This window comes from Pseudomonas auratipiscis (assembly GCF_036324085.1).
Taxonomy (GTDB): Bacteria; Pseudomonadota; Gammaproteobacteria; order Pseudomonadales; family Pseudomonadaceae; genus Aquipseudomonas; species Aquipseudomonas auratipiscis.
Window position 1 is genome coordinate 260,049 of the sequence record NZ_JAZDCU010000001.1, and the last position, 26,907, is coordinate 286,955.

Consider the following 26,907-nt stretch of genomic DNA (forward strand, 5'->3'; position numbering starts at 1 on the left):
TATGGGAATCTGTACAGATCGTACCGTGATCATCACCGGTGCCGGTGGTGGATTGGGCCGCGCCTATGCGCTGGCATTCGCTGCCGAGGGCGCCAATGTCGTGGTCAATGATATTCGCCGCGAAGCCGCCGAAGCGGTGGTCGATGAGATTTGCTCCAGCGGTGGCCGGGCAATTGCCAGCGACGGCGACATTACCACCTTGGCCAGTGCCCAGGGCATCGTCGATGCCGCACTCGAGGCTTTTGGCGAGGTCCATGTGCTGGTCAATAATGCTGGAGTGTTGCGTGATCGCATGTTCATCAGCCTCTCGGAAGAGGACTGGGACATGGTCATGCGCGTGCACCTCAAAGGCCATTACTGCCTGGCCAATGTCCTCGGTCGGCGCTGGCGTGACCAGGCCAAGGCGGGTACGCCGGTGGCCGCGCGCATCATTAATACCAGCTCCGGGGCCGGCTTGCAGGGCTCCATCGGCCAGTCCAACTACTCCGCGGCCAAAGGTGGCATTGCCTCCCTGACCTTGGTCCAGGCAGCGGAACTGGCGCGCTACGGCGTCACGGCCAACGCCCTGGCGCCGGCAGCGCGCACGGCGATGACCGAAAGCGCCATGCCCGACATGGTCAAAAAGCCCGATGACGACAGTTTCGACGCTTGGGCGGCGGAAAACGTCGCACCCCTGGTGGTGTGGCTGGGCAGCGAGGCCTCGGCGCATGTCAGCGGCCAGTTGTTCGAAAGCCAGGGCGGGCGTATCTCCCTGGGCGACGGTTGGCGCACCGGGGTCACCCGTGACAAGGGCGCCCGCTGGCAGGTTGCAGAAGTAGGCGCAGCCGTCGATGCGATCCTCAACGAAGCGCCCAAGGCGCAGAAGGTCTGGGGTAGCTAGCAGCGGCGTGAATGTCAGGCGTCGGCCGCGTCGGCGCCTGTTTCCCTGTGTCTTCCTTCGCCTATCACGTCCGTTTTGACGATGTGCCCGAAGTCTTCGGCCTTTATACCTATGGACAACCTGTATCCCGTCTGAGGTATTCATCGTGAAACAAGCCCCACCTTATGTACCCGGTCATCAACTGCTGGCTGGCAAGTCGGTACTGATCACTGCCGCCGCAGGCGCTGGCATCGGTTTTGCCGCGGCCAAGCGCTGTGCCGAAGAAGGTTGCCGTGCCCTGATGATCTCCGATGTTCATCCGCGTCGCCTGGAACAGGCAGTCGAGCAACTCAAGGCCGAAACTGGCTTGCAGGCAGTGTATGGACAGTTGTGCAACGTAACCCTCGAGGACGAAGTACAAGCCTTGGTCGACAGCGCCGAGCAGACCCTTGGCGGCGTTGACGTGCTTATCAACAACGCGGGCCTGGGTGGTTCCAGGCGCGTCACCGAAATGACGGACGAGGAATGGCTGCGCGTCATTGATGTGACCTTGACCGGCACCTTCCGCATGACCCGCGCGATGCTGCCGCATATGGAGCGCCGCGGTGCCGGTGCGATCGTCAACAACGCCTCGGTGCTTGGCTGGCGTGCACAGAAAGAACAGGCGCATTACGCCGCCGCCAAGGCCGGTGTCATGGCCCTGACCCGATGCAGCGCAGTGGAAGCCGCCGAGAGCGGGGTGCGCATCAATGCCGTGTCGCCGTCGATTGCCTTGCACGACTTTCTCAAGAAAGCCTCCAGCGAAGAACTGCTGGCAAAGTTGGCCGACCGCGAAGCCTTCGGCCGTGCCGCCGAGGTTTGGGAAGTGGCCAACGTCATGATTTTCCTGGCCAGCGACTACGCCTCCTACATGGTCGGCGAAGTGCTCTCGGTCAGCTCACAACAGGCTTGAGGAACAGCTCATGAGTATCCGATTCAGCAGCGCCGAACAAATGCTCGAGGCCGAGGGCCTGGACCTCGGCGTCACCGACTGGCTGCAACTGACCCAGGAGCGGATCAACCTGTTCGCCGAAGCGACCGGTGATCAGCAATGGATACATGTCGATCCTGAGCGCGCGGCCAATGGCCCGTTCGGGGCCTGCATCGCCCATGGTTACCTGACCCTGGCCCTGGCCAACCTGTTCATGCCGCAACTGATGGGCATCGACAACCTGGCAATGGGCGTGAACTACGGCACCGACCGGGTGCGCTTTCCGGCTGCGGTGAAGGTCGGCTCGCGGGTACGCGGTCGCGGCCAGGTCATCAGTGCCGAGATGATCGGCAACGCCGTACAACTGGTAGTGCGCATGAGCGTTGAAATCGAAGGCGCCGAGCGCCCCGGCTGCGTGGTCGACACCATCAGTCGCTACACCTTTAACCCGATCAGTGAGTGAGCCTGTGCATGGACAAGAATGACGTTGTAATTGTTGCTACCGCGCGTACTGCGCTGAGCAAATCCTTTCGCGGCTCGTTCAACGACACCGAAGCCCCAGTGCTCGGCGGTCACGTGGTACGGGCGGTGCTTGAACGCTCAGGTGTAGAACCTGGCGCGGTAGACGACGTGATCATGGGCGCAGCGGTTCAGCAGGGCACCCAGGGCTACAACATCGGCAGGCTGTGTGCCTACACCGGCGGTTTGCCTGAAAGCGTCGCGGGTATGGCCTTGGACCGCATGTGTGCATCAGGGCTGATCAGCATCGGCATGGCCGCGAAAAATATTCTGGTCGGTGAAATGGACATTGCCATCGCCGGTGGCGTCGAATCGCTGTCGCTCACCCAGAACAAGTACAAGAACACCTACCGCAACCAGTCGCAGGCGGTGCTCGCCTGTATGCCCAGCGCGTACATCCCGATGATCGAGACCGCGGAAATCGTTTCGCGGCGCTATGGCATCAGCCGGGCGGCGCAAGATGACTACGCGCTGCAAAGCCAGCAGCGCACGGCCGCCGCCCAGCGCGACGGTCTGTTCGATGAAGAAATCGTGCCGCTGCAGGTGCGCAAGCAACTGTTCGACAAGGAGGGTCAGCCAGCGGGGCATGAGCTGGTACTGGCCGATCGCGACGAGTGCAACCGGCCTTCGACTCAGCGCGAAGACTTGGCTGCACTCAAACCTGTGTGGAAGAACGGCACCTGGGTGGAGCAGGGCGAGTTCATTACCGCTGGCAACGCCTCGCAGTTCTCCGATGGTGCCTCGGCAAGCTTGTTGATGAGTCGCGCTCAGGCGGCTGAACGCGGTTTGCGTCCGCTAGGTACGTATCGCGGGATCGCCGTGGCGGGCTGCGCACCCGAAGAGATGGGCATTGGGCCCGTGGTGGCGGTGCCGAAACTGCTCAAGCGTTTCGGTTTGAGCGTGGCCGATATCGGCCTGTGGGAAATCAACGAAGCGTTCGCCTGCCAGGTGCTGCATTGCCGCGATGCCCTGGGCATTGCGCCTGATCGCCTGAACGTCAATGGCGGGGCGATTTCCATCGGTCACCCGTTCGGCATGTCGGGGGCGCGCATGGTCGGTCACAGCCTGCTTGAAGGACGTCGACGCGGCGTGCGCTACGTGGTGGTGACGATGTGCATTGGTGGTGGCATGGGTGCAGCAGGGCTGTTTGAACTGGACTGATCGAAGGCGCTGGACGGCACCGGGGTAGGCCATATGGACGATGCCCCGGGAGCCGATCAAGGGTATTGCTATCGTCAATGTTTATGGTCAATGTACGCCGGGCGGCCCTGACAGGCTGCACAGTGCATCCGCAAGTGTTCGAAACATAACAATAAAAACGGGCATGGCCTGGGCTGTGTCCCTCGAGGAGACTGGCGATGGAGAATTCCAGCTTGAGTGTTCAAGCCTTGGCAGACATGGGCTTGGAGCTGGCGGAGTACGACAGGCTCATCGGCGAGTTCTATGACGGCTCGCTGGATCAAAAGCTGATGGCCAAGACCTTGCGCCATGTCCGCAGTTTGTACCAGGCAAACTATGTCACCTTGATTCTGCGTGTACCCGAACAACCCGACCTGGGCCTGATGATTGTGGTCGGCGATATCGAAGGCGAGGGCGAGGTCAGTTACTGGGCCTACCCGCAAGCGGTCACCCCGTTCAACAATCCGCCGATGGACAAGGTGTTTACCGTAGACGACCTGATGACCGAGGCGCAGTGGACCAATTCGGTGTACTTCAAGACCTACGGTATTGTCCACGACACCTTCCACATCATGGGCGCCGATATTTCTACGCCCGATGGTGGCAAGCTGCGTTTTCGCATTACCCGCCCCAGATCCGCCCCTCGCTTCACTGACGCTGAACGCCAGCTGTGCGAGATGTTCCTGCCGCACTTGCGCCGTGCCATGCATGTGCACAACCTGCTCGACCGCAGCGAGTCGATCAGTGAGTTGTATTCCCAGGCCATCAGTCGCCTGTCGGTGGCTACCATCGTCCTCGATCAGAATGGCAGCGTGCTGCGCATGAATCCGATGGCCAGTGAGCTGTTGGAACTGGCGGATGGCCTGAAGCTGGTCGGTGGCCACCTTGAAGCCACGTATCCCAGCGATAACCGTGAATTGCAGCGCCTGGTGCGCAATGCCTTCGCCCGCGACCCGGACAGTCCGCAGACCGGCGCGGCGTCTGAAGCGATGTCGGTGTCCAGGCCGTCGGGAAACATCAACCTCGGTGTGGTCGTCGAGGCGATACCGACCCAGGACTGGGCCGAGGGCAAGAGCAAGCCGGTGGTAGTGGTGTACATCCGCGACGCCGTCGGTCGCTCCATGGCCAGCGAAACCCTGACCAAGCAACTGTTCAACTTGACCCGGGCCGAAACCGCATTGGCCATGGAGCTGGTCAATGGCCTTTCGCTCGAAGAAGCCGCTGAAGTATTGAATGTGCGCCGCAACACCGCCCGGGCACACTTGCGCTCGATTTTTTCCAAGACCGGCGTGCGTCGCCAGACCGAGTTGGTGCGCATCATCCTCAACAGCGTGGTTGCCCTGGGAAAGCCCAAGTTGACCGTGCTGGGCGCCGATAAGCTCAGCAAACCGGCACTGAAGCTGGCTCACCCGGTGCGCAGCAGCGCGTGACGGTGGCCGTTGTTCACTGCCGCCCCGGTCTTGCTTTCAAGGCCGGGGCGTTTTAGTCCGTGCGGACGATGTTGGCGAGCGTGTCCGCCACCAATACTAATCACCTCCGTTACATCATGAGGATCAAGGTTATGCCCATTACAGCGGTCAGCGGTTCTGCGTCGGGTATCGGCGCAGCAGTCTGCCAGGCGCTACGCGCCGCAGGACATCGAGTCATTGGCATCGACCGGGCAGACGCCGAGGTGATTGCCGACCTGTCCAGCGCAACCGGGCGTCAGGCGGCCATCAGCGCGGTGCTCGAGCAAAGTGCAGGTGTGCTCGATGGTCTGGTGTGCTGCGCCGGGGTGGGCTCCAGCGCGGTGTCCGACACCATTATTTCGGTCAACTACTTTGGTGTGACCGAGCTGCTCGACGGCCTGGCCGACGCCTTGGCCAAAGGTAAACAACCTGCCGCCACGGTGATCGGCTCGATTGCTGCCACCCACACCAAACCAGACCAGCAAGCGATGGTCGAGGCCATGCTGGCCGGCAACGAGGCGCTCGCATTGGAACACGCCAACAGCCTGGGGCTGTCGCATGTGGCGTATGCCAGCTCCAAGTATGCGGTGACCTGCAATGCTCGCGGCAAGGCGGTTGCCTGGGCCAGGCAGGGCATTCGCCTCAACGTGGTGGCGCCCGGCGCGGTCGAGACACCGTTGCATCAGGCATCGCTGAATGACCCACGTTTCGCCAAGGCCGTTCGAGAGTTCGTGGCCCCGCTGGGGCGCGCTGGCCACCCGCAGGAAATTGCCCAGGCGGTGGCGTTCCTGCAGTCCGAACAGGCCAGCTTTGTACATGGCAGCGTGATGTTCGTCGATGGTGGCATGGATGCCATGGTGCGTCCGACACGGTTCTAGGCGGCAAAGCAACCAGCGCGCGGTGCTCAACTAGTCCATGCGAGGGATGAGCATTTGCGCCTGCTCGGTGAGAATTGACCTGGCATGTAACCGGGGATTTTCACACGAGGAACAATAACAATGACCAAGCTCGCAGCAATCAACATCAACACTGCACTGGCCCCTCGCTTTGGTCGAGGCTGGCACTGTGTGGGGGAGGCGGCAGACTTTCGTGATGGCCAACTGCACACATTGAACATCTTCGGCACGCGTTTGCTGGCCTTTGCCACTTCCAGCGGCCAGATCAGCGTGATCGATGCGCATTGCCCGCACATGGGCGCCGACCTTTCCCGCGGGACCCTGGTCAACGACCGTGTGGTCTGCCCCTTTCATCATTGGCAGTACGATGCCAGTGGCAAATGTGTCGAGATCCCGTACTGCAAACGCATCCCGCCAAAAGCCAAGACCCGCAGCTGGCTGACCTGTGAAGAGAACAAGCTGCTGTTCGTCTGGAACAACCCCGAGGGCAACGCCCCGGCACAGGCCGTGGTGATTCCGCATCTGCCGGAGCAAGACAGCGACGACTGGCTGCAGGACTGGCACATGGACAAGCTGGTCATCGAAACCAACCCTCGTGAACTGGTCGATAACCTGGCAGACGCCCAGCATTTCGGGCCCGTGCACTTCACCCCGACCAAGTACTTCGCCAACGTCTTCGAAGGCCATATTGCCCAGCAGATTTTCCATGGTGACTCAGCACAACTGGGCGGCGACCTGGTGGCGGAATCCGCCTACTACGGGCCTGCGACGCATTTCACCCGGATGCGTGCGATGTTCGAGGGTATGGAAATCCACTCGATCCTGCTCAACTGTCATGTACCTATCAGTGCCAATAGCTTTGAACTGCGATTTGGCTGCATGGTGAAGAAGATCGAGGGCTGGAGCGAGGAGCAGAACCGAGCCTTGGCTCAGGACTATGTAATGCGCACGCGCGACTCGTTCTACCAGGACGTGGACATCTGGGCGCACAAGATCCGCGTCAACAAGCCGGTGCTGGCCGAAGGTGACGGTCCGGTGTACCAGCTGCGCGAATGGTACGAGCAGTTCTTCATGGACGAAGCCAACGTGCCGGCGGCAATCGCCGAACGCAAAGAAATCATCACTGTCGACCACCGCTGATAAGCACCCGAGCAGGAATGCATGATGACCACGAGTGGGCAAAAAACACTGGCGATAATGCTCGCCGCCAGCTTCGCTTCGACAATTGGTGGCTTGCCGTTCAATACCTTGCCTATCCTGCTCGGTTCGATGGTCGACAGCCTCGGCTTCAGCATCGAGCAGGTCGGCCTGCTGGGTTCGGTGTGTTTCGCCGGCTACCTGCTCGGCACGTTGGTAGCAGTGGTACTGATCGACCGCATGAATTGGCGTTTGCTGACCCTGGGCTGCGCCATTGGGGCAGCCCAGGCGTATTGGCTGTCGTCGCGGTTGCCGGCGATTGCCCAACTGCCGCTGTGGGCGTTGATTGGATTCTTCGCCGCGCTGATGACGTGCCTGGGCATGCGCATCATGGGCGAAATGGCCAACAAGGAACGCGCCCTGGGTTTACGCCTGGGCATTGAGCTGGGAGTGGTGGCTGCGGTGCTGTTTGCCTTGCCGTCGCTGGTGATCGCTTATTTCCACTACGCCGGTGCGGCCTGGATGCTCGCCTCGATCATCCTGCTGTTGAGCTTGAGCGCCTTTGCGTTACCGCGTCGCCAGGACTTCATTGCCAACGGTCAAGCGCAGACGGCGGGCTCAGTGTTGTCACGTTTTCAATTTCCCCCGGCGGCCTATGCGGCGCTGGGGTTTTTCTTCCTGTTTGGTGCCGGGCAGATCGGCCTGTGGGCGTTTCTCGAGCGCCTGGGGCATGGCCTTGCGCTGCAGCCGACCGAGCTGGGTGTCGTCTTCGCTGTGCTCAAGCTGCTCGGCGGTGCAGCAGCGTTGATTCTGGCTGCAGTCGGTGATCGCCTGGGCGTGCGCATGCCGCATGTCATCGTGTTGCTGGTGCTCGGCACGGGTCTGTTGTTGCTGGGCAACGCCGACGGCTTCTTGATGTACGCCGCGGGTGCCTGGATCTGGGAGGTGGGCTTCACGTGGGGTTGCGTCTATCAGACGGCTGCCATTGCTCGCCTGGACCATAGCGGCCGCTCGATCATGCTGATTCCGGGGGCCTTTGCCTTGAGTTCGATCGCTGGGCCTGCGCTGGCCGGGCAACTGTTGGGCGAGGGCTATGCCACGTTGCTGTGGATTGCCGGTGGCTGCGCAGTGATTCCGGTACTGGCGTTTACCTGCTTGCTGGCACGCCGCCTCGACGCTGGCGCTGCCGGGCCTGCACAGGTTGTAGTGCAGGCCTGACAGGCTCAGGCGTAGGCAGATTGCTCGGTGACTACGGTGAGGTGACGGTAGGTGCGCCAGAGCAGGATGACGGCGATGAAGATGGTGCAACTGATCAGCAGCAAGGCGTAGCGCAACGACTCTATACCGAACGTGGGTATCAGGGTGTCACTGAGCAGCCCGGTTGCCAGTGGACCAATGCCCACGCCGCACAACGTCGTGACGATAGTCTGCAGAGCTACGGCAGTGGCGCGGCGCTGGGCGGGTACCAACTGGGTCAACAGTGAAAACGACGGGCCTACCCACCAGACCGAGAAGAAACTGGCCAGCCCGCACCAGAGCATGGCGCTGGGTACCGGAATTGCACCCACATACATGAGAATGCTCTGCGGCCAGAGCAGGTAAGTGACCAGCGCGCAGGTACCCAGCACATGGCCGAAGACCGGAATACCGATTTGCCAATGCTGGTTTTTCACTGCCAGGTGGTCGGTCAGCCAGCCGCTGAACAAAGCGCCGAGGCCGGCGCAGGTGCCGCCTACCACGCCCGCGAGGATGCCAGCATATTGCAAGGGCAGGTCATGCGAACGCACGAGGAAACTGGCGTTCCACATGGCATAGGCGTAGGCGCTGAAGGTGGTGACCCCGCAGGCCAGCACCAGGCAGCGATAGGCGGGCAGGGCCAGCAGTTCACGAGCGTTGTCGAACAAGCGCTGCTTGGCTGGGGCGGCGTGACTGTGGGTGAGGTCGAAGCGTCCGCGTATCGGTTCGCGCATCACCAGGGCAAACGCGGCACTGATTGCCAGGGCCGGCAAGGCGACGGCAAAAAATGCGCTGCGCCAGCCGTATTGATCAACGGCCCAGGCGCCGACACTGAGGGCGATAATCGTCGAAAACGTCGGCGCAGCGGTGTAGCAGCTGATGGCAAACGAACGCCGATGGGGTGGGTAGATGTCGGCGATGATCGACATCGACGCCGACGTAGTGGGTGACTCGAATACCGCCACCGCCATGCGCGCGATGACCAGCATGGCAAAGCTGGTCGACAAGCCGCAAGCCACTGTGGCCAAGGCCCACAGCAAGCTGGTGAGCGCCAGCAGGCGCGTGCGCGACAGGTGATCGGCCATGCGCCCGGCCTGCAGGCCGAGCACCACATAGACAGCCGCGAAGGCCAGGCCCGAGACCAGGCCCATTTCCGTATCGCTGGCGCCGAACTCCTGCTTGATCGGTTCGATCATCACCGCAATGATCTGCCGACCGACGAAGCTGTCGGCGTACAACATCGCCAATAGAAACAGCAGGCCATGGCTGCGCCAGCCTGTAGGTTGAGCGTGCGTATTACTCATGGATGACTCCTGATAAAGCGGGCAGACTGCAAGCGCCTTTGGCGTATGTGGCAGTATTCCCAGCGCCAGGGGGCTTCACATCGTCTCAACGGACTAACGTTTTCGCTTCACTCGTCCACATGGACGACGCGGTCGCCGTGGCGCGAGGCTAGTTTCCGCTACAGGGCGTTGTGCAATGACGGCCATGGTGGGTACAGCGCAGTGGCGTTGGCCCTTGTTCAGTTGAGGAGGCATCAATGAGTTGTGCAATTTCTTCTGTCGACGATCTGTCGGCGCTGTTGCTTGAACAAAAAGCCGCATTCAACGCCCAGGGGGCCGTCCCGGCAGCGCTGCGTCGCGCGCGTATCCAGCGCGTGGTCGACATGCTCGTGGCCCATCATCAGGCGCTGGCCGAAGCGATGGACGCCGACTTTGGCGGTCGTCCCCAGGGCTTCTCGTTGATGAATGATGTGCTCGGCTCGTTGGGTTCGCTCAAGCACGCGCGCGATCACCTCGAAAGCTGGATGCAGGATGAGCCGCGGCCAGTGTTCAGCCCCTACGATCAGCTTGGCGCCGAGGCCTGGGTGATGTATCAGCCCAAGGGCACGGTGGGCATCCTGGGCACCTGGAACGCACCGCTGTACACCTTGCTCAGCCCGCTGGGCTCGGCGCTGGCGGCGGGTAACCGGGCCATTCTCAAACCATCGGAGGTGGTGCCACGTACCGCCGCGCTGGTGGCGCAGCTGATAACCGAGTGGTTCGACCCGCTTGAGGTGGGCGTGGTCACCGGCGGGGTAGAGCTGGCCCAGGCCTTTACCGCTCAGCCTTTCGATCACCTGGTGTTCACTGGCAGCACTGCGGTGGCCAAGTCGGTAATGCGCAACGCAGCGCAAAATCTGGTGCCGCTGACTCTGGAACTGGGTGGTAAATCCCCTGTCATCGTCGCCCGCAGCGCCGACCTGGCCACCGCAGCGTTTCGCATTGCCCTGTCGAAAACCACCAACAGTGGCCAGGTGTGCATCAACCCTGATTTGGTCTACGTGCCGCGTGAGCAATTGGAAAGCTTTATCGATGCGTTCGCCAGCGCCTACCGCACGTTCATTCCAGAGGTGAGCCACAACCCCGATGTGGTCGCGGTGGTCAATCCCCAGCACCTGGCCCGGGTTGAAACCCTGGTTACCCAGGCCGAGCAAGCCGGCGCGCGGGTGCTGAGCCTGCCCTACGCACAACCGGCCGATGCGCAGAACCGCCGCCGACCGCTACAGCTGGTGATCGACCCGGCGCCGGACAGCCTGATCATGCACGAGGAAATCTTCGGCCCGGCCATGGTGCTGCTGCCCTTTGATGAGGTCGACCAGGTCATTGCCCAGATCAACGGCCGCCCGCGGCCCCTGGCGCTTTATTACTTTGGCAACGACGCCGAGGAGCAGCGCCATGTGCTGGAGCACACACTGTCGGGTGGGGTAACACTCAATGATGTGATGATGCACGCCGCGTTGCATGATGCGCCGTTCGGCGGTATCGGCGGCTCGGGAATGGGCCACTACCACGGGCGCGAAGGGTTCCTCGAGTTCAGCCACATGCGCACCGTGCTCAAGGCACCCGAGCATGATCCGCGTGGCGAGTGGGGCTTGTTGCCGCCCTACAGCGAGCACTTCCTGGCAGCGATGGTGGCGCAGATCACCGCGGACTGACCGCGGGTTCTGGCGCAGGTCGAGCGTGTCGAGATGACTATTACAATTAAAACGGAATTCAGTTCATGGAAAATAAAGCAGTGCCAGCGGCTGATACGGCCGCAGCCCCTGGCGCCGATGCTGCCGATGGCTGGCCGCGACGTCAGGTGCTCAAGGCTGGCGCAGTAGCGTTGGGAGTAGGGCTTTTGGGGCGTTTTGCCGATGCGCGCGCAGCGGGCGGGTTAACGGCCAATGAATACCTAAGCCTGGATGCCTGGGCCATGGTCAAGGGGCTGCAAGCCGGTGATTTCAGTGCTGAGGATCTGCTGGCTGCGGCATTTGCCCGTTGCGACCTGGTCAACCCGAAGATCAATGCTGTCAATATGCGCCATGATGACTACGCCCGGGCGTTGCTGGCAGCCAGGCAAAAAGCAGGAACCCTGGCCCAGGGAACGCTGGCCGGGGTGCCGATCCTGCTCAAGGACCTCAATACTTACCTGCAAGGCACCACTACCAGCAATGGCAGCCGTTTGTTCAAGGACGCGCCGCCTTCAAGCGTAACCAGTACTTTGATCCGCCGCTACGAAGCAGCCGGAGCGGTACCTTTCGGCAAGGCCACCAGCCCGGAATTCGGCCTGACCACGACCACCGAGTCGCTGGCCTGGGGGCAAACACGCAATCCCTGGAACCTGGCGCTGAGCAGCGGTGGCTCGTCGGGAGGCTCTGCGGCGGCAGTGGCTGCCGGTATTGTACCGGTTGCCCATGCCACCGACGGTGGCGGCTCGATTCGCATCCCGGCGTCCTATTGCGGTCTGGTCGGGCTCAAGCCGACGCGCTACCGCACCCCGAGCGGGCCCGCGCGCCTGGAAGGCTCGTTTGGCGCCAGCGTGGCCAACGTGGTTTCGCACAGTGTGCGCGATACGGCGTTGTTCCTCGATGCCGGCCAGGGCCACGAGCCTGGAAGCCCCTACTGGACTAAGCCGCTGCTGCGGCCCTATGCCGAGGAACTGGGTCGCGATCCAGGTCGACTGCGGGTCGGCCTGGTGCGCGAGTCGCTGACCGGGGCTGCGCTGGACCCGGCGATTGCCAAGGTCCTCGACGAAACCGTCAAGCAGTTGCTCGGCCTGGGTCACGAGGTGGATGAACTGCGCCTGCCGATTCAGGCCCAGCAGTTGTTCGGCGCCCACGGTGTGGCAATCGGCAACTCGCTGCTGGTCACGGTCAATGATCGGGAAAAGGCCCTGGGCCGCACGTTGGGTCCGCAAGACCTGGAAATCATCACCTTCGGTGTGCTGGAGCGCGCTGCCAAGGCCACGGGTGAGGGTGTGGTTCGTGCCCGGCATGCGTTTGAAGACATCAGCATGGTCATGGAGCAGCAGTTCGACCGCTTCGATGTGATCCTCTCGCCGGTCACCGCCACGTTGACCCCGGCGCTGGGCGAGCTGTCGCTCAACCAGCCGTATGAGAGCTATGCACGCAAGGCCATGGGCAGTGCGGCGTTCACCGTGCTGGCCAACGTCAGTGGGCAGCCAGCGATTTCCTTGCCGCTGGGCATGAGTGACAACGGCCTGCCAGTGGGGATGATGTTCACTGCGCGCCTGGGTGCAGAAGATGTGCTCCTGCGCCTGGCTTCGCAATTGGAACACGACCGTCCCTGGGCCGCCCGCCGCGCGTCGATTTAAACCTGCAATGGCGCCAGGGAAGGCGCCGCTGCGGTGTTCTCTAGTCCGCTTTGACGATGAATAATCGCCTGCCGCGTTCGATCATCAAGCCAGCCTCGCGCAACCGCGCAACGAGATTGGGAGAACGAACGGATGGACAGCATGCGAGTAAAAACACCGGAAGAAATCGAACTGCTTGAACATGCCCGGCGCCTGGTGCCAGCCCTTAAAAGCCGCACCGCGCGCGCTGACCGTGACTTCCGGGTGCCGGACGAAACGATCTGCGAGTTGCAAGAGACCGGCTTGTTGCGCGCCCTGCAACCGCGCGCGTTTGGCGGCTACGAGGTAGACCCACGAACCTTCTTCGAAATCCAGACGATCCTCGCCGAAGGCTGTATGTCCACGGCGTGGATCTATGGCGTGATGGGCGTGCATCCCTGGCAGTTGGCGCGCTACCCGATCGAAGCCCAGCGCGATGTCTGGGGCCCGGACAACGCCACGCTTATTTCCTCCACCTACATGCCCGTGGCCAAGGTCACCGTGGTCGAAGGTGGCTATCGCATCAGTGGCCGCTGGGGCTTTTCCAGCGGCAGCGAACACTGCCAATGGTGCTTCCTCGGCGGTGTGCTGCCGGCCGATGACGAATTTGCCGCCGAGCATGGCACCTTCCTGATCCCGCGCAGCGACTACCGTATCGAACACAACTGGGACGTGCTGGGCTTGCGAGGCACCGGCAGCCACGACATTGTCGTCGAAGATGTCTTTGTGCCGGCACACCGTGTGCAGCGCACCAACAACCCCATGCCCGAAGCCACTCCGGGGCGCCTGGTCAACACCAACCCAATCTATGCCATTCCCTTTGCCCAGGTATTTACCCGCGCCGTTTCCACCTCGGCCATCGGTGCCTTGCAGGGCGCGATCAACGAATTTCGCGCCAACGCGGCGGCGCACGTCGGCAAGCACGGGATGAAAACCGCAGATGATCCGGTGGCACAGATCACCGTGGCAGAGGCGACCATCATCGTCGACAGCTTGAAGCTTGTGCTCGAGCGCAACTACGCGCACCTGATGGAACTGGCCACGGCGGGCGAGTACCCGGATGTTGAAACACGCCTGTTGTACCGCTACCAGTCCTCGTATGTGACCAACGTCTGCGCCGAGAAAGTCAGCGAACTGCTGCGCTGCATGGCCGCTTCCGGGCTCTACAGCAGCAACCCGGTTGCGCGCCTGTTCCGTGACCTGCACCAGGCGCGTGGGCATATCGCCAACAACTTCATGGCGTTCGGTCGCAGCCTTGGCGCTGTGCAGTTGGGCCTGCCTAACCCTGATCCGTACGTCTGAGCCATGCCCGGGCCTGCCTGAAGGCCCGGGGTTGCTTACCTCGTGCGGCATGCCGGGGTACTTTCGATCACAGCCAAGGCACTACAACAATGACAGCTAAAGCTCAGTCAACTTCCCACTACGACGTGATTGTGGTCGGCTCCGGCGCAGGTGCAATGACCTCGGCGCTGTTTGCTGCCGAGCAGGGTCTATCAGTACTGGTTGTCGAGAAAAGCGACAAATTCGGCGGCACGTCGGCGATTTCCGGTGGTGGTATCTGGATTCCCAACAACCACTATTTTGCCGCCAAGGGCGGGCGTGACAGCTTCGAGCTGGCCCTGCAGTACCTCAAGGCGGCGACCGGTGAACATGGCGATGAACCACGCTTGCGCGCCTACCTTGAACACGCGCCGCAGATGATACGGGCCCTGGAAGAGAACAGTCACGTACGTTATGCCGTGGCGCACAAGTACCCCGACTACTACCCGCAACTGCCAGGCGCTCTGGCGGGCGGACGCACTCTGGACCCGGAGCTGTTCGACACCGGCCTGCTCGGTGATGAACTCGCCAATCTGCGCACGCCGTCGCCATCGACCCTGTTGATGGGGCGTATCGCCTGGACCGCCCGCCATGCGCACAAAGCCATGTCGCGCTCGTTCGGCTGGCGCCTGCTGATTCTCGGCCTGATGTTGCGTTACAAACTGGATTTCAAATGGCGCCGCAAGGGCCGCCGTGACCGCCGTGCCGCCCTGGGCAGTGCCTTGGTCGCGTCGCTGCGTCGCTCGTTGATGGACCGCAAGGTGCCGCTGTGGTTGAACACCGATTTTCAGGCGCTGCTGACCGATAACGGCCGCGTCACCGGGGTGCAGGTCAGCCGTGACGGGCAGCCCCAGCAATTGCATGCCCGTCGCGCGGTGATCTTCGGCTCCGGGGGCTTTGAGCAGAACCAGGCCTTGCGCGAGCGCTTCTTGCCGCAGCCGACCGCGCGCGACTGGAGCGCCACGCCACCGGGCAACAACACCGGTGCCGCACTGCAGGCCGGGATGGCGCTGGGGGCAGCCACCGCCCTGATGGACTGGGCCTGGTGGGCACCGACCATTGCCGTGCCCGGCGAAGAGAAACCGCGCGGGGTGTTTGCCGAGCGGGCGTTCCCCGGCGCCATTGTGGTCAACAGCCTGGGACGGCGCTTCGTCAACGAGGCGGCGCCGTACCTGGAATTTGTCGATGCCATGTACCGCGATAACCACGGCAGCGGTGGCCAGTCGATTCCAGCCTGGGTGATCTTCGACGCGCGCTTTCGCTTCAACTACGCCATGGGCCCATTGATGCCGGCCCAGGTCATGCCGGACAGCCGCCTGCGCAAGGAATGGCTCAATACGCTGTACTTCAAGGCTGACAGCCTGCCGGCGCTGGCCGCGCAGATCGGCGTCGACAGTACCGGACTTGAGCAGACCGTCAAGCGCATGAACGAATTCGCCCGTACCGGTATCGATACCGAGTTCGGCAGGGGCGGCAATGTGTTCGACCGTTACTACGGCGACAGCAACGTCAAACCCAACCCCTGCCTGGCGCCGCTTGGCAAGGGACCGTTCTATGCGATGCGCCTGGACGCCGGCGACATCGGCACCAAGGGCGGGCTGTTGACCAACGAACATGCCCAGGTGGTCAGCGAAACCGGCGAGGCCATCCCAGGCCTGTATGCCATCGGCAACTGCTCGGCATCGGTGATGGGCACCAGTTATCCCGGTGCGGGCGGGACCCTTGGTCCGGCCATGACCTTCGGGTACATCGCGGCCAATCACATTGCCGCCAATCGGTGAGGATCTTTCATGTCAGCCGCTGCCACTGCAAGCCTGGATTACCTGACCCTGCGCGTGACCCGCGTGATCGAAGAAACCGCCGACAGCCGCTCGCTGGAATTTGAAGTGCCCGATGCGCTGGCTGAGCGCTTTCGCTATCGACCCGGGCAGTTTCTGACCCTGCGCGTGCCGCACCAGGAGGCCTGGTTGCCGCGCTGTTACTCGCTGTCGAGTACGCCACTGCTCGACGAGCCGTTGCGGGTCACGATCAAACGGGTGCGTGATGGTCGTGCCTCGAACTGGTTGTGCGACGCCGTGCAGGCGGGGGACAACCTGCAAGTGTTGGTGCCGGCCGGAGTATTTGTGCCGCGCCAACTGGACACCGACCTGCTGCTGTTCGGGGGCGGTAGCGGTGTCACCCCGGTGCTGTCGATTCTGCGTTCGGCACTGCTGGCCGGAAACGGGCGAATTCTGCTGATCTACGCCAACCGTGATGAAGCGTCGGTGATCTTTCGCGATCAACTCAAGGCCCTGGCGGCGGCGCATCCGCAGCGCCTGCAAGTGATTCATTGGCTCGACTCGGTCCAGGGCATCCCGACGGTGAGTCAGTTGGCCGAACTGGCACGCCCCTTCGCCAGCGCCGAGGCGTTCATCTGTGGCCCGGGGCCGTTTATGGAGGCTGCTGTTGACGCCCTGCAAACCCTGGGCATGCCCGGTAAGCAGGTACACGTCGAGCGCTTCGTTTCCCTGCCCGAAGAGGGCGAGGTCAAGGCGCTGCCGGCCGTCGACACCAGCGGCCCTGGTAGCCAGCTTTCGGTGCGCCTGGACGGTGAAGAGTTCGAGGTGCCGTGCGCCGAAGGCGAAACGCTGCTCGAGGCGATGCGCCGAGCGGGCCTGCAACCCCCCAGCTCATGCCTGGTGGGCTCATGCGCCACCTGCATGTGCACGGTTGAAAGCGGCGAGGTGCAGATGCTGCGCAACGAAGCCCTCGACCAGCAGGAAATTGACCAGGGCTGGACGCTGGCTTGCCAGTCGCTGGCCCGTAGCGAGCACCTGCGCGTGCTCTTTCCCGAATAATACGATTGCCGAGTTTTTCACTATGACTGCATGTACCGCTTCACTGGGCACCTTGCATGCCTGGAACCCGCTGCCGTTGTCGATCCCTGCCTTGTTGTTCGCCAGTGCCCAACGCTATGCCGGTCGGGCCGCTATCGAGCAAGACGGCATTGTCACTGATTACCAGGCGTTGCCAGGGTTGGCGCTGGGGGTTTGCCGTAGCCTGATGGCACTGGGGATCGTGGCGGGCGACCGGGTGGCGATCTGGGCACCGAACTGCCGTGACTGGGTGATTGCTGCGTTGGGCGTGCATTGCGCCGGAGCGGTGCTGGTGCCGATCAACACGCGCATGAAAGGCGCCGAAGTGGCCGATATTCTCACGCGCAGCCAGGCCCGTGTACTGCTGATGCAGGGCGCGTTTCTGGGCCTTGACTATCAGGCGATGTTGGCGCCGTTGCGCCCGCCGAGCCTCGAACAGTTGGTGCTGTTCGGCCAAGGCCAGCCACAACAGGCAACGGACCTGGACTGGGCGACGTTCCTCGCCAAGGGCGCGGCAGTCAGTGAGGCACACGCCCGCCAGCGCGCAGAGGCGGTTAGCGCCGAGGACCTGTCCGATCTGCTGTTTACCTCCGGTACCACCGGCAAGCCCAAGGGGGTGATGAGCGCCCACGGCCAGAACGTGCGCGCCTTCAACGAATATGTGCGGGTGATTGGCCTGCAGCCAGGTGATCGCTACCTGATCATCAACCCGTTTTTCCATGCCTTTGGCTACAAGGCCGGCTGGCTGACCTGCCTGCTGGCGGGCGCCACCATTCTGCCTCATGCGGTGTTCGATGCCGAGGCGGTATTCCAGCGCATTGCCGCCGAACGCATCAGTGTCCTGCCGGGGCCACCGACCTTGTACCTATCGATGCTGGCGCACCCGCGCCTGGCTGAAACCGACCTGTCGAGCCTGCGTATTGCCGTGACCGGCTCATCGACCATTCCTCCCGTGCTGATCGAGCGCATGCGCCGCGAGCTGGGCCTGAAGGTCGTGACCACCGCCTACGGCCTGACCGAGTGTGGCGGCCTGGCGACCATTTGCAACCCGGATGATCCTGCCGATATCGTCGCTGCGACCAGTGGCCGGGCCATCGCCGGTACCGAGGTGTGCATCCGCACCCGCGACAACCAGCCTGTCGCCGAGGGCGAATCCGGAGAAATCTGCCTGCGTGGCTTTCATGTCATGCGCGGTTATTTCAATGACCCCGAGGCCACGGCGCAGGCTATCGATGCCGAGGGTTGGCTGCACACCGGCGACATCGGCAACCTGGATGCGCAGGGCAACCTGAAAATCACCGACCGGCTCAAGGACATGTTCATCGTCGGCGGCTTCAACTGCTACCCGGCAGAAATCGAGGCTGGCCTGATCGAGCACCCAGCCATTGCCCAGGTGGCGGTGATCGGTGTTGCCGATGAGCGCATGGGCGAGGTGGGCTGTGCCTGCGTGGTCCTGCGCAACGGCCAACAACTGGACGAGCCGGCGCTGATCGCCTGGGCCCGGGAACGTATGGCCAATTACAAAGTGCCGCGCCACGTACGCTTTTTTCAGGCGTTGCCGGTGAATGCTTCGAACAAAGTGGTGAAAAGTGAATTGCGCCAGGCCGTTTTCATCGTCCATTCAGACGAAGTTGCCGAGCGCGTTTCTCCTTAGAGTGACCCTAATACAAGCATGAGGAACGTGCCATGAGTGGTCATTCGCAGCTGGATTACAACGGCAAGGTAGTACTGGTCACCGGCGGCACTAAAGGAATCGGCGCAGGAATTGCCCGCAGTTTTCTTGCAGCCGGCGCCACGGTGATCGTGTGTGGGCGCACCGCGCCAGAGCAATTGCCAGGTGTTGGCGCTGCGCAGGCGGCGTTTATCGCCGCCGATGTGCGCGACCCGGACTCCTTGCAAGGCCTGTTTGACAGCATCCAGCACGAGTACGGCCGCCTTGATGTACTGATCAACAATGCCGGTGGTAGCCCATCGGCCGACGCCGGCAGTGCCTCGCCACGGTTTCACGAGGGCATTATCCGCCTCAACCTGATTGCCCCGCTCAACGTTGCCCAGCACGCCAATCGGCTGATGCAGGCGCAGGCCGGCGGCGGTTGCATTGTCTTTATCGGCAGCATCAGCGCGCTGCGTGCCTCGCCCGGCACCGCAGCCTATGGTGCGGCCAAGGCCGGGGTACTGGCCCTGGTGCAATCGCTGGCAGTCGAATGGGCGCCGAAGGTGCGGGTGGTGGCCGTCAGCCCTGGCCTGGTGCGCACCGAGCTTGCCCACCTGCACTACGGCGACGAAACCGGTATCGCCGCCGTCAGCGCGGGTATTCCGGCCGGGCGCATGGCCACCCCTGAAGACATCGGCAATGCCTGCTTGTACATCGCTTCCTCGCAGGCGTCCTACGCCAGCGGTTGCAACCTGTTGCTCCATGGTGGCGGTGAACGCCCGGCTTATCTCAGCGCAGCGCAGGTTGCGCCGCACTGATCGACCCACGTTGGCGTTGCAACAGCGGGCGCCACTTTGAACACGCAGGAGACTCTCTTGGCTGATCCAGAATTGCTATCCAAAGTACGCGCCCTGGTTGGGCGCCAATACGGTCGCGTGAACGCCTGGGACGAAGTCAACGCGCCAATGATTCGCCAGTGGTGCGAAGTCATCGGCCTTGAAAACCCGCTCTACACCGATCCCTTGACGGCCGCCAACAGCTGCAACGACGGCATCATTGCGCCGCCGCCAATGCTGCAGATCTGGTGCATGGAAGGCTTTCACATCAATAACTACGCACCGGGCTCGACCACCGAGAACCCTTATGAAGTGCTCACGCTGATCGAAAGCTACGGCTATCCGTCGGTGGTGGCGGTGAACTCGGAGCTGACCTTCGAACGCAACCTGCGCCTGGGCGAGAAGCTGTACTACACCACGCGCCTGGAATCGGTTGGCGATGAGAAGACCACGGGCCTGGGCACTGGTTTCTTCGTCACCCTGGTCATGAGCTACTTCTCGCAACTGGCGAGCGGCGACGAGAAGGTCGGCGAGCTGTTGTTCCGGGTGTTCAAGTTCAAGCCGGCCAACGTCGAGAAGCGCGAGGCCACGCCGCAAGCCGAAGCTGGCGCAGCCCCGGTGGCCAAGCGTCCAGCCCCGGGTATCAGCGATGACACGCGCTTTTTCTGGGAAGGTTGCCAGCAGGGCAAGTTGTTGATCCAGCGCTGCACCGAGTGCGCCACGTTGCGTCATCCACCGGCGCCGGTGTGCATGGAGTGCCACTCGTTCGACTGGGACACCCTGCAAGCCAGCGGCAAGGGCAAGTTGTATTCCTTTGTGGTGATGCATTACCCGCAGGTGGCGCCGTTCGACCATCCCAACCCGATCGGCTTGATCGAGCTTGACGAAGGTGTGCGCCTGATTGCCGGTCTGGCTGGGGTCAAGCGTGAAGAGATCAACATTGGTCAGCGGGTGCAGGTCGAGTTCCAGACCTTCGACGATGATCTGGCGTTGCCGATGTTCCGGCCATTGGCAGAGTAGGGGGCGAGTATGGACTTTGAACTCAATGAAGATCAGCGCGCCATCGCCGAAATGGCCGGCAGCCTGATGAGCGACTTTTGCACCGACGAGTACCTGCGCGACTGGGATCTTTCCGGGCAGGCCTATATGCAGCAATTGTGGGCCAGCTGTGTGGAGACCGGGCTGCACGCCCTGGCCATTCCCGAGACGGCGGGTGGCAGCGGCCTGGGCATGATCGAGCTGATGCAGATTCTTGATGCCCAGGGCGGCGCTCTGGCGCAAGTACCGCTGTGGCGTCACCAATTGGCGGCAGCAACCTTGGCGCAGTTTGGTGGTGTGGCAGTGGCCCCGTGGGTTGAACGGGCCGTCGCGGCGACGGGGTTATTGACCCTTTCCCTTGATGGCCTGACCAACGTGCGCGGCATCGAACTGCACGCCAGCCCCGAGGCGGACGGCTGGCGCCTGGACGGACGTATCGCAGCGTTGGCCCTGGCCGAACAGTCGAACGCTGCGCTGGTATTGGCCCAGGTCGCAGGACAACCACGGCTGGTACTGGTCGATTTGCAGCAGGCCGGTATCCGTAGCGTGCCTGGGGTCATGACCCATGGCGAAGCGCTGGCAGACCTGCAGGTGGAGGGGGTCATGCTCAGCAGCGATCACGTGCTGCCTGGCGCGGCGCTGGACTGGCTGGCTCCGCGTGCCATTGCAGCCCTGGCGTCGTTGCAGTTGGGCGTCAGCGCCGAGCAGGTGCACCGCACGGTTGCTTACGTGAGTGAGCGCCAGCAGTTCAACCGCAGTATCGGCAGCTTCCAGGCCGTGCAGATGAGCATGGCCGACACCCACGTGCAGCTTGAAGTACTGCGCAGTGCCCTGTGGCAACTGTGCTATCGCCTCGACGCCGGACTGCCAGCGCCTTCCGAGGCCCTGGCCACTGCGTACCTGGCGTGCGAGGCCGGCCACCGCATTGGTCACACCGCACAGCATGTGCACGGTGGTATTGGCGTTGACCTTTCATACCCAATCCATCGGTTCCTGTATTGGAGCCGGGCACTGAGCAGTGCATTGGGAGGATCGTCGGCGATCCTGGAACGTCTCGGCGACTGGCTGAGCGATAACGACACCTTGGGATGGAAATATGACCTCGATGAACACCAAGCGCTTTGAAGACGTACGCTCTGGCGAACAACTGCCCGAGCTGACCATTGCGATCACTGTCGGCCTGATCGCTGGTGGTGCGATTGCCACCCGCGACTACTTCCCCGGCCACCATGACCTGGAGGCTGCACGGGAGCTGGGTTCGCCGCATATTTTCATGAACATCCTCACCACCAATGGTCTGGTACAGCGTTTCATCGAGCAATGGAGTGGCCCGCAGGTGCAGTTCCGTGCGCTGAAAATCAAGCTGGGCGCACCGAACTACCCCGGTGACAGCATGACGTTCAGTGGCGAAGTTACCCATCAGGATGCCGCTACGCGCAGCCTGGAAGTGGCCCTGAAGGGCAAAAATTCCATGGGCAACCACGTGACCGGCACGGTCACGCTGGTTCTGCCCTGACTCGCGGGAGACAGCAAAAATGACGAATTCGTCGATTTCCGGGCGCGCCGCCATTGTCGGCTTGGGCGCGACCGAGTTTTCCAAGAACTCCGGGCGCACCGAATTGCGCCTGGCCATGGAAGCGACCCTGGCAGCGCTCAAGGACGCCGGGATCGATCCCTCCGAGGTCGAGGGATTCAGTTCCTATTCGGTCGACAAAGTCCCCGAGTATGAAATTGCCCGACTGTTGGGCTGCAAGGACGTCAAGTTCTTCTCCCAGGTGCCGCACGGTGGCGGCGCCGCCTGCGGGCCGGTCATGCACGCGGCAATGGCGGTGGCCACCGGCGTTGCCAAGGTGGTGGTGGTTTATCGGGCCATGAACGAACGCTCCTGGTACCGCTTTGGCACCGGCAGCTATGGTTTTGCCTCGACGCCGACCTTTGAGAACGTCAACTACGGCTGGTACATGCCCCACGGCTTTCACACGCCTGCAGCCTGGGTCGGCATGTTCGCCCAGCGCTACATGCACACCTACGGTGCAACCTCCGAAGACTTCGGTCGGGTCGCGGTAGCGGTGCGCGACTTTGCCGCCACCAACCCCCAGGCTTTTTTCTACGGCAAGCCGATCACCCTTGAAGAGCACCAGGCGTCACGCTGGATCTGTGAACCGCTGCACTTGCTCGACTGCTGCCAGGAATCCGATGGCGCGGTGGCGATGGTCATTACCTCGGCAGAACGTGCCAGGGACTTGCGGCAAAAGCCGGTGATCATCAAGGCCGGCGCCCAGGGCATCGCCGCCGGGCAGCAGGTAATGACCTCGTTCTACCGTGACGACATCACCGGCCTGCCGGAGATGGGTGTGGTCGCCAAAGAGCTGTACAGCCAGTCGCGCCTGGGCCCGGATGACTTGCAGACCGCGATCATCTACGACCACTTCACGCCCTTTGTACTGCCGCAACTGGAAGAGTTCGGCTTTGCCAAGCGCGGTGAAGCCAAGGACTTCATTCGTGCCGGGCATCATGCACGTGGCGGCAGGCTGCCGATCAACACCCATGGCGGCCAGTTGGGCGAAGCCTACATCCACGGGATGAACGGCATCGCCGAAGCTGTCCGTCAGGTGCGGGGTACGGCGGTCAACCAGGTGCAGAGTGTGGAAAACGTGCTGGTCACTGCCGGAACCGGCGTGCCTACCAGCGGCCTGATTCTCGGCGCGGTATAAGGAGCGTCCCATGTTCGTCGATCTTACCCCCGAACAGCGTGCGCTCAGACTCAAGGTCCGGGACTACTTTCAGAACCTGATGACCCCTGAGCTACGCGAGAAAATGCGTGGCACCGAAGGCGGCGAATTGTTTCGTCGTACCATTGCCCAGATCGGCCGCGATGGCTGGTTGGCGGTTGGCTGGCCCAAGGCCTATGGCGGTCAGGGCTATGCCGCCACCGAGCAACTGATTTTCTTCGAAGAAGCCAACATTGCCGGCGCGCCGCTGCCGTTCGTGACGATCAGCACCGTGGGTCCGGCGTTGATGGCGCACGGCTCGACCCTGCAGAAAGAGAAGTTCCTGCCCTGGATTGCCGCCGGTGAGATCAACTTTGCCATCGGTTACTCCGAAGCCAGCGCCGGTAGCGACCTGGCGGTGCTGAAAACCACTGCCCGCGAAGATGCCGATGGTTTTCTGGTCAACGGCAGCAAGCTCTGGACGTCGGGCGCCGATTCGGCCGATTACATCTGGCTGGCGGCGCGTACCGACCCCGAACAGGCGCGGCACAAGGGTATTTCGATCCTGATTCTCGATACCCAGGCCGAAGGCTTTTCCAGCACCCTGATTCCGACCTCCGGAAACCCCACGGCCGCGACGTATTACGATAATGTGCGAGTGCCACGGGACATGCTGGTGGGCGAACTGCACGGTGGCTGGAAACTCATCACCGCGCAGCTCAACCATGAGCGCCTGGGCTTGGGTGCCTGGTCTGACAAAGTGGTGAGCCTGTTCAGCAGGGTGTATTTGTGGGCACGCTGCGCCGATGAGCAGGGCCATCGCGCCACCGACCATGCTTGGGTGCGCCGCGACCTGGCCGAATGTTATGCCCGGCTCGAAGCCATGCGCCTGATCAACTTTCGCATCGCCGCCGACCTTGAACGTGAGCGTGTCGACGTGGCCCTGGCCTCGACGACCAAGGTCTACGGCTCGGAATCGGCGATCGAGATCCTGCGCAAACTGTCGGCCATTCTCGGCGCCAGCGGCTTGACCCGCGCAGGTTCCGCAGCCGCTTATCTGCTTGGCGAGCTGGAGTATGAAGTACGGGCGTCGGTAAACCTGACCTTTGGCGGCGGTACCAACGAAATCCAGCGCGAATTGATCGCCCAGTTTGGCCTGGGGATGCCGCGCACGCAGCGCTGAGTCACCTTGTACCCTTGAAGCGAATAACAATAACGTCCCTTTCAGGTGAACGAATGAGTGCAATTGAGCAATTCAGGCAAGCGACGCGTGACTGGCTGGAGGCCAATTGCCCGCCGTCACTGCGCAGCGCCACTCCCGACGGCGAGATGGTCTGGGGTGGCCGCCATGTAGAGTTTCCCAGCGATGACGCTCGCCTGTGGTTCGAGCGCCTGCGCGACAAAGGTTGGTTCTGCCCGCAATGGCCCAGCGAGTACGGCGGTGGAGGCCTGAGCGCCGAGCAAAACGCGGTGCTGGAAAGCGAGCTGCGCCGGCTCAAGTGTCGGCCGGCGCAGATCAACCTGGGTATCTGGATGTTGGGGCCGGTGCTGCTCGAATTTGGCAGTGAAGCGCAGAAGCAAGCGCTGTTGCCGCCAATGTGCCGGGGAGAGATACGCTGGTGCCAGGGCTTTTCCGAGCCCAACGCTGGTTCCGACCTTGCCAGCCTCAAGACCTCGGCGGTTGTCGATGGCGACGATTTCGTGGTCAACGGCACCAAGATCTGGACCTCCTACGGCGACAAGTCCGACTGGATGTATGCGTTGGTGCGCACCGACCCCAGCGCACCCAAGCACCTGGGCATCAGCCTGATCGTGCTGGACATGCAAAGCCCGGGCATCAGCGTCTCGCCGATTGACTTGATCAGCGGCAAGTCGGCCTTTTGCCAAGTGTTCTTCGATAACGTGCGCGTTCCGCAAAGCCAGTTGATCGGCCCCCTCAACGGTGGCTGGAACCTGGGCAAGAGCCTGCTGCAGCATGAACGCAAGGCCATGTCCAAGTTTGGCGAATTCAGCCTGCCGTCGCACTTTCACCTGTTGCCGCTGATCGAACGCTACCTGCCAGACAGCCAGTCGCCTTGCGACGTGGCCTTGCGCGCCCGCGCCCAGGCCTGCGCAATGAATGAACATGCCTACAACCTTACCGTTCAGCGCATGGGCGAGGAGGCCAGGGCCGGGCTCGATACCAGCGCGATCATGGCGATCATGAAACTGGTCCACACCGAGCAGGAGCGCGACAAGTTCGAGATTCTCCTCGATGCCCTGGGCTATCGCGCCCTTGGCCTTGAAGGCGAGCCGTTCAGCAGCGAGGAACTGGCAATTACCCGTGGCTGGCTCAACAGCTATGCCCTGACCATTTCCGGCGGTTCTTCGGAAGTGCAGTTGAATGTCATCGCCAAGCGGGTCTTGAACCTGCCGAGTGTGTAAGGGGAGTTTGATCATGAGTCTTGTGTATAGCGAAGAGCAGCGCCTGTTGGCGGACAGCGCCCGTGAGTTTCTGGCCGCGCGCAGCCCTGTAGCGGCGCAGCGGCGCCTGCGAGACGAAGCCTGCGCTGGCGGTTACGACACCTCGTTGTGGCAGGAAGCGGTGGGCCTGGGTTGGAGCGCTATTCCATTTCCCGAAGCGTTCGGCGGGCTGGATTTCGGTTGCATGGGCCTGGGGCCGATTTTCGAGGCCATGGGCAGAAATCTGTCGGCGTCACCCTTGTTATCCAGTGTGGTGCTCGGTGGTTCGCTGATGCACCTGGCAGGCTCGCAGGCGCAGCAGGATCAATGGCTGACGGCCCTGATCAGTGGCGAACAGCGCCTGGCCCTGGCCGTGGATGAAAAGCCGCGACATGCACCGCTGCAAACAGCATTGACGGCCAAAGCCGAAGCCGGTGGTTATCGTCTGGACGGCGAAAAGTTCTTCGTCGTCGATGGCTTGGAGGCCAATGCCTATCTGGTGGCTGCGCGTACCAGCGGTAGCGCCGGGGACGAACAAGGCATCAGCTTGTTTCTGGTACCGGCGAATACGCCCGGCCTTGAAGTCAGCGCGTTGGCGTTGATCGATTCACGTAACTGCGCGCGACTGCGCTTGAATGCGGTGCAGGTGGGTAGCGAGGCTTTGCTGGGGACTGTGGGTGCGGCCTGGGCCGCCCTGGACGAGGCCCTGGACCGTGGCCGTGCCTGCCTGGCCGCAGAGTTGCTTGGCGCCGGTGAGCAGCTGTTTGCCATGACCCTGGAATACCTTAAGACCCGCGTGCAGTTCGACGTACCGATTGGCTCGTTCCAGACCCTGCAACACCGCGCCGCGCGGTTGCACGTGGAATTGCAACTGGCGCGCAGCGCTGTCATGGCCGCATTGGCGGCGCTCGACGACAGCAGCCTGAGCGCCGCCGAACGTGGGCGTAGGGTCAGCCTGGGTAAATGGAAAGCGGGTGAGGTGGCTGCTCAGATCAGCAATGAAGCGGTGCAGATGCATGGCGGTATCGGCGTAACCGATGAGCTGGATGTCGGTCTGTACCTCAAGCGAATTCGCGTGGCCCAGGCGTGCCTTGGCGACAGTGACTTCCACTGCGCGCGCTATGGCGCTTTCGCGTCTTTGGAGAAATGAA

The 26,907-nt window shown here is 62.4% G+C and carries 23 protein-coding genes; 22 read left to right on the plus strand and 1 reads right to left on the minus strand.

Features of this window, described 5'->3' with window-relative positions; all coding sequences use genetic code 11:
* Nucleotide 1: 1 nt before the first annotated feature.
* The 8 genes from V0R60_RS01150 to V0R60_RS01185 all read left to right on the plus strand — a co-directional run bounded on the left by V0R60_RS01150 (nt 2) and on the right by V0R60_RS01185 (nt 8,226).
* Nucleotides 2-880, plus strand: coding sequence for an SDR family oxidoreductase (locus V0R60_RS01150; protein WP_136476259.1), 879 nt, complete (start codon nt 2-4; stop codon nt 878-880).
* Nucleotides 881-1,025: 145 nt separating this feature from the next.
* Nucleotides 1,026-1,811, plus strand: coding sequence for an SDR family oxidoreductase (locus V0R60_RS01155; protein WP_330078618.1), 786 nt, complete (start codon nt 1,026-1,028; stop codon nt 1,809-1,811).
* A gap of 10 nt (nt 1,812-1,821) precedes the next feature.
* Nucleotides 1,822-2,292 carry a MaoC family dehydratase gene (locus tag V0R60_RS01160; protein WP_330078617.1) on the plus strand — a complete coding sequence of 157 codons (471 nt, stop codon included), beginning with the start codon at nt 1,822-1,824 and terminating at the stop codon, nt 2,290-2,292.
* Between the two features lie 8 nt (nt 2,293-2,300).
* Nucleotides 2,301-3,509, plus strand: a complete 1,209-nt coding sequence (locus V0R60_RS01165; RefSeq protein ID WP_330078616.1) for an acetyl-CoA C-acyltransferase — start codon at nt 2,301-2,303, stop codon at nt 3,507-3,509.
* 197 nt (nt 3,510-3,706) lie between these two features.
* Entirely contained in the window at nt 3,707-4,957 is a 1,251-nt protein-coding gene (locus tag V0R60_RS01170; protein WP_330078615.1) for a helix-turn-helix transcriptional regulator, read from the plus strand.
* Nucleotides 4,958-5,088: 131 nt separating this feature from the next.
* The gene (locus V0R60_RS01175; protein ID WP_203479253.1) at nt 5,089-5,853 is read left to right on the plus strand and encodes an SDR family oxidoreductase; all 765 of its coding nucleotides are present in this window, start codon (nt 5,089-5,091) and stop codon (nt 5,851-5,853) included.
* Between the two features lie 120 nt (nt 5,854-5,973).
* A complete protein-coding gene (locus tag V0R60_RS01180; RefSeq protein ID WP_330078614.1) occupies nt 5,974-7,011 on the plus strand; it encodes a Rieske 2Fe-2S domain-containing protein in 1,038 nt (345 codons plus the stop codon).
* Between the two features lie 24 nt (nt 7,012-7,035).
* On the plus strand, nt 7,036-8,226 hold the full coding sequence (locus V0R60_RS01185; protein WP_330078744.1) for an MFS transporter: 1,191 nt from the start codon (nt 7,036-7,038) through the stop codon (nt 8,224-8,226).
* A gap of 5 nt (nt 8,227-8,231) precedes the next feature.
* Here V0R60_RS01185 and V0R60_RS01190 read toward each other — a convergent pair whose 3' ends face one another.
* Nucleotides 8,232-9,548, minus strand: coding sequence for a spinster family MFS transporter (locus V0R60_RS01190; protein ID WP_330078613.1), 1,317 nt, complete (start codon nt 9,546-9,548; stop codon nt 8,232-8,234).
* A gap of 236 nt (nt 9,549-9,784) precedes the next feature.
* Between V0R60_RS01190 and V0R60_RS01195 the strand changes: the two genes are divergently transcribed.
* From V0R60_RS01195 to V0R60_RS01260, 14 genes are all read left to right on the plus strand, one after another.
* A complete protein-coding gene (locus V0R60_RS01195) occupies nt 9,785-11,221 on the plus strand; it encodes an aldehyde dehydrogenase family protein (RefSeq protein ID WP_330078612.1) in 1,437 nt (478 codons plus the stop codon).
* Nucleotides 11,222-11,286: 65 nt separating this feature from the next.
* Complete coding sequence (locus V0R60_RS01200; RefSeq protein ID WP_330078611.1) at nt 11,287-12,882, plus strand: amidase; 1,596 nt, start codon at nt 11,287-11,289, stop codon at nt 12,880-12,882.
* A gap of 132 nt (nt 12,883-13,014) precedes the next feature.
* Nucleotides 13,015-14,202, plus strand: coding sequence for an acyl-CoA dehydrogenase family protein (locus V0R60_RS01205; RefSeq protein WP_203541174.1), 1,188 nt, complete (start codon nt 13,015-13,017; stop codon nt 14,200-14,202).
* 89 nt (nt 14,203-14,291) lie between these two features.
* Entirely contained in the window at nt 14,292-16,001 is a 1,710-nt protein-coding gene (locus tag V0R60_RS01210; protein WP_136476236.1) for an FAD-dependent oxidoreductase, read from the plus strand.
* 9 nt (nt 16,002-16,010) lie between these two features.
* Complete coding sequence (locus V0R60_RS01215) at nt 16,011-17,057, plus strand: ferredoxin--NADP reductase (protein ID WP_136476233.1); 1,047 nt, start codon at nt 16,011-16,013, stop codon at nt 17,055-17,057.
* A 22-nt stretch (nt 17,058-17,079) separates the two neighbouring features.
* Nucleotides 17,080-18,729 carry a FadD3 family acyl-CoA ligase gene (locus tag V0R60_RS01220; protein WP_330078610.1) on the plus strand — a complete coding sequence of 550 codons (1,650 nt, stop codon included), beginning with the start codon at nt 17,080-17,082 and terminating at the stop codon, nt 18,727-18,729.
* A 32-nt stretch (nt 18,730-18,761) separates the two neighbouring features.
* Nucleotides 18,762-19,547, plus strand: a complete 786-nt coding sequence (locus V0R60_RS01225) for an SDR family oxidoreductase (RefSeq protein WP_330078609.1) — start codon at nt 18,762-18,764, stop codon at nt 19,545-19,547.
* Nucleotides 19,548-19,604: 57 nt separating this feature from the next.
* On the plus strand, nt 19,605-20,585 hold the full coding sequence (locus tag V0R60_RS01230; RefSeq protein ID WP_330078608.1) for a bifunctional MaoC family dehydratase N-terminal/OB-fold nucleic acid binding domain-containing protein: 981 nt from the start codon (nt 19,605-19,607) through the stop codon (nt 20,583-20,585).
* A gap of 9 nt (nt 20,586-20,594) precedes the next feature.
* Nucleotides 20,595-21,728, plus strand: a complete 1,134-nt coding sequence (locus V0R60_RS01235; protein WP_330078607.1) for an acyl-CoA dehydrogenase family protein — start codon at nt 20,595-20,597, stop codon at nt 21,726-21,728.
* Nucleotides 21,700-22,119, plus strand: coding sequence for a MaoC family dehydratase (locus V0R60_RS01240; RefSeq protein WP_136476225.1), 420 nt, complete (start codon nt 21,700-21,702; stop codon nt 22,117-22,119). Before V0R60_RS01235 ends, V0R60_RS01240 begins: the two co-directional genes overlap by 29 nt.
* 19 nt (nt 22,120-22,138) lie before the next feature.
* Nucleotides 22,139-23,317 carry a lipid-transfer protein gene (locus tag V0R60_RS01245; RefSeq protein WP_330078606.1) on the plus strand — a complete coding sequence of 393 codons (1,179 nt, stop codon included), beginning with the start codon at nt 22,139-22,141 and terminating at the stop codon, nt 23,315-23,317.
* A 10-nt stretch (nt 23,318-23,327) separates the two neighbouring features.
* Nucleotides 23,328-24,497, plus strand: coding sequence for an acyl-CoA dehydrogenase family protein (locus tag V0R60_RS01250; RefSeq protein WP_330078605.1), 1,170 nt, complete (start codon nt 23,328-23,330; stop codon nt 24,495-24,497).
* Between the two features lie 53 nt (nt 24,498-24,550).
* Complete coding sequence (locus tag V0R60_RS01255) at nt 24,551-25,738, plus strand: acyl-CoA dehydrogenase family protein (protein WP_330078604.1); 1,188 nt, start codon at nt 24,551-24,553, stop codon at nt 25,736-25,738.
* Between the two features lie 13 nt (nt 25,739-25,751).
* Nucleotides 25,752-26,906 carry an acyl-CoA dehydrogenase family protein gene (locus V0R60_RS01260; protein ID WP_330078603.1) on the plus strand — a complete coding sequence of 385 codons (1,155 nt, stop codon included), beginning with the start codon at nt 25,752-25,754 and terminating at the stop codon, nt 26,904-26,906.
* Nucleotide 26,907: the final 1 nt, after the last annotated feature.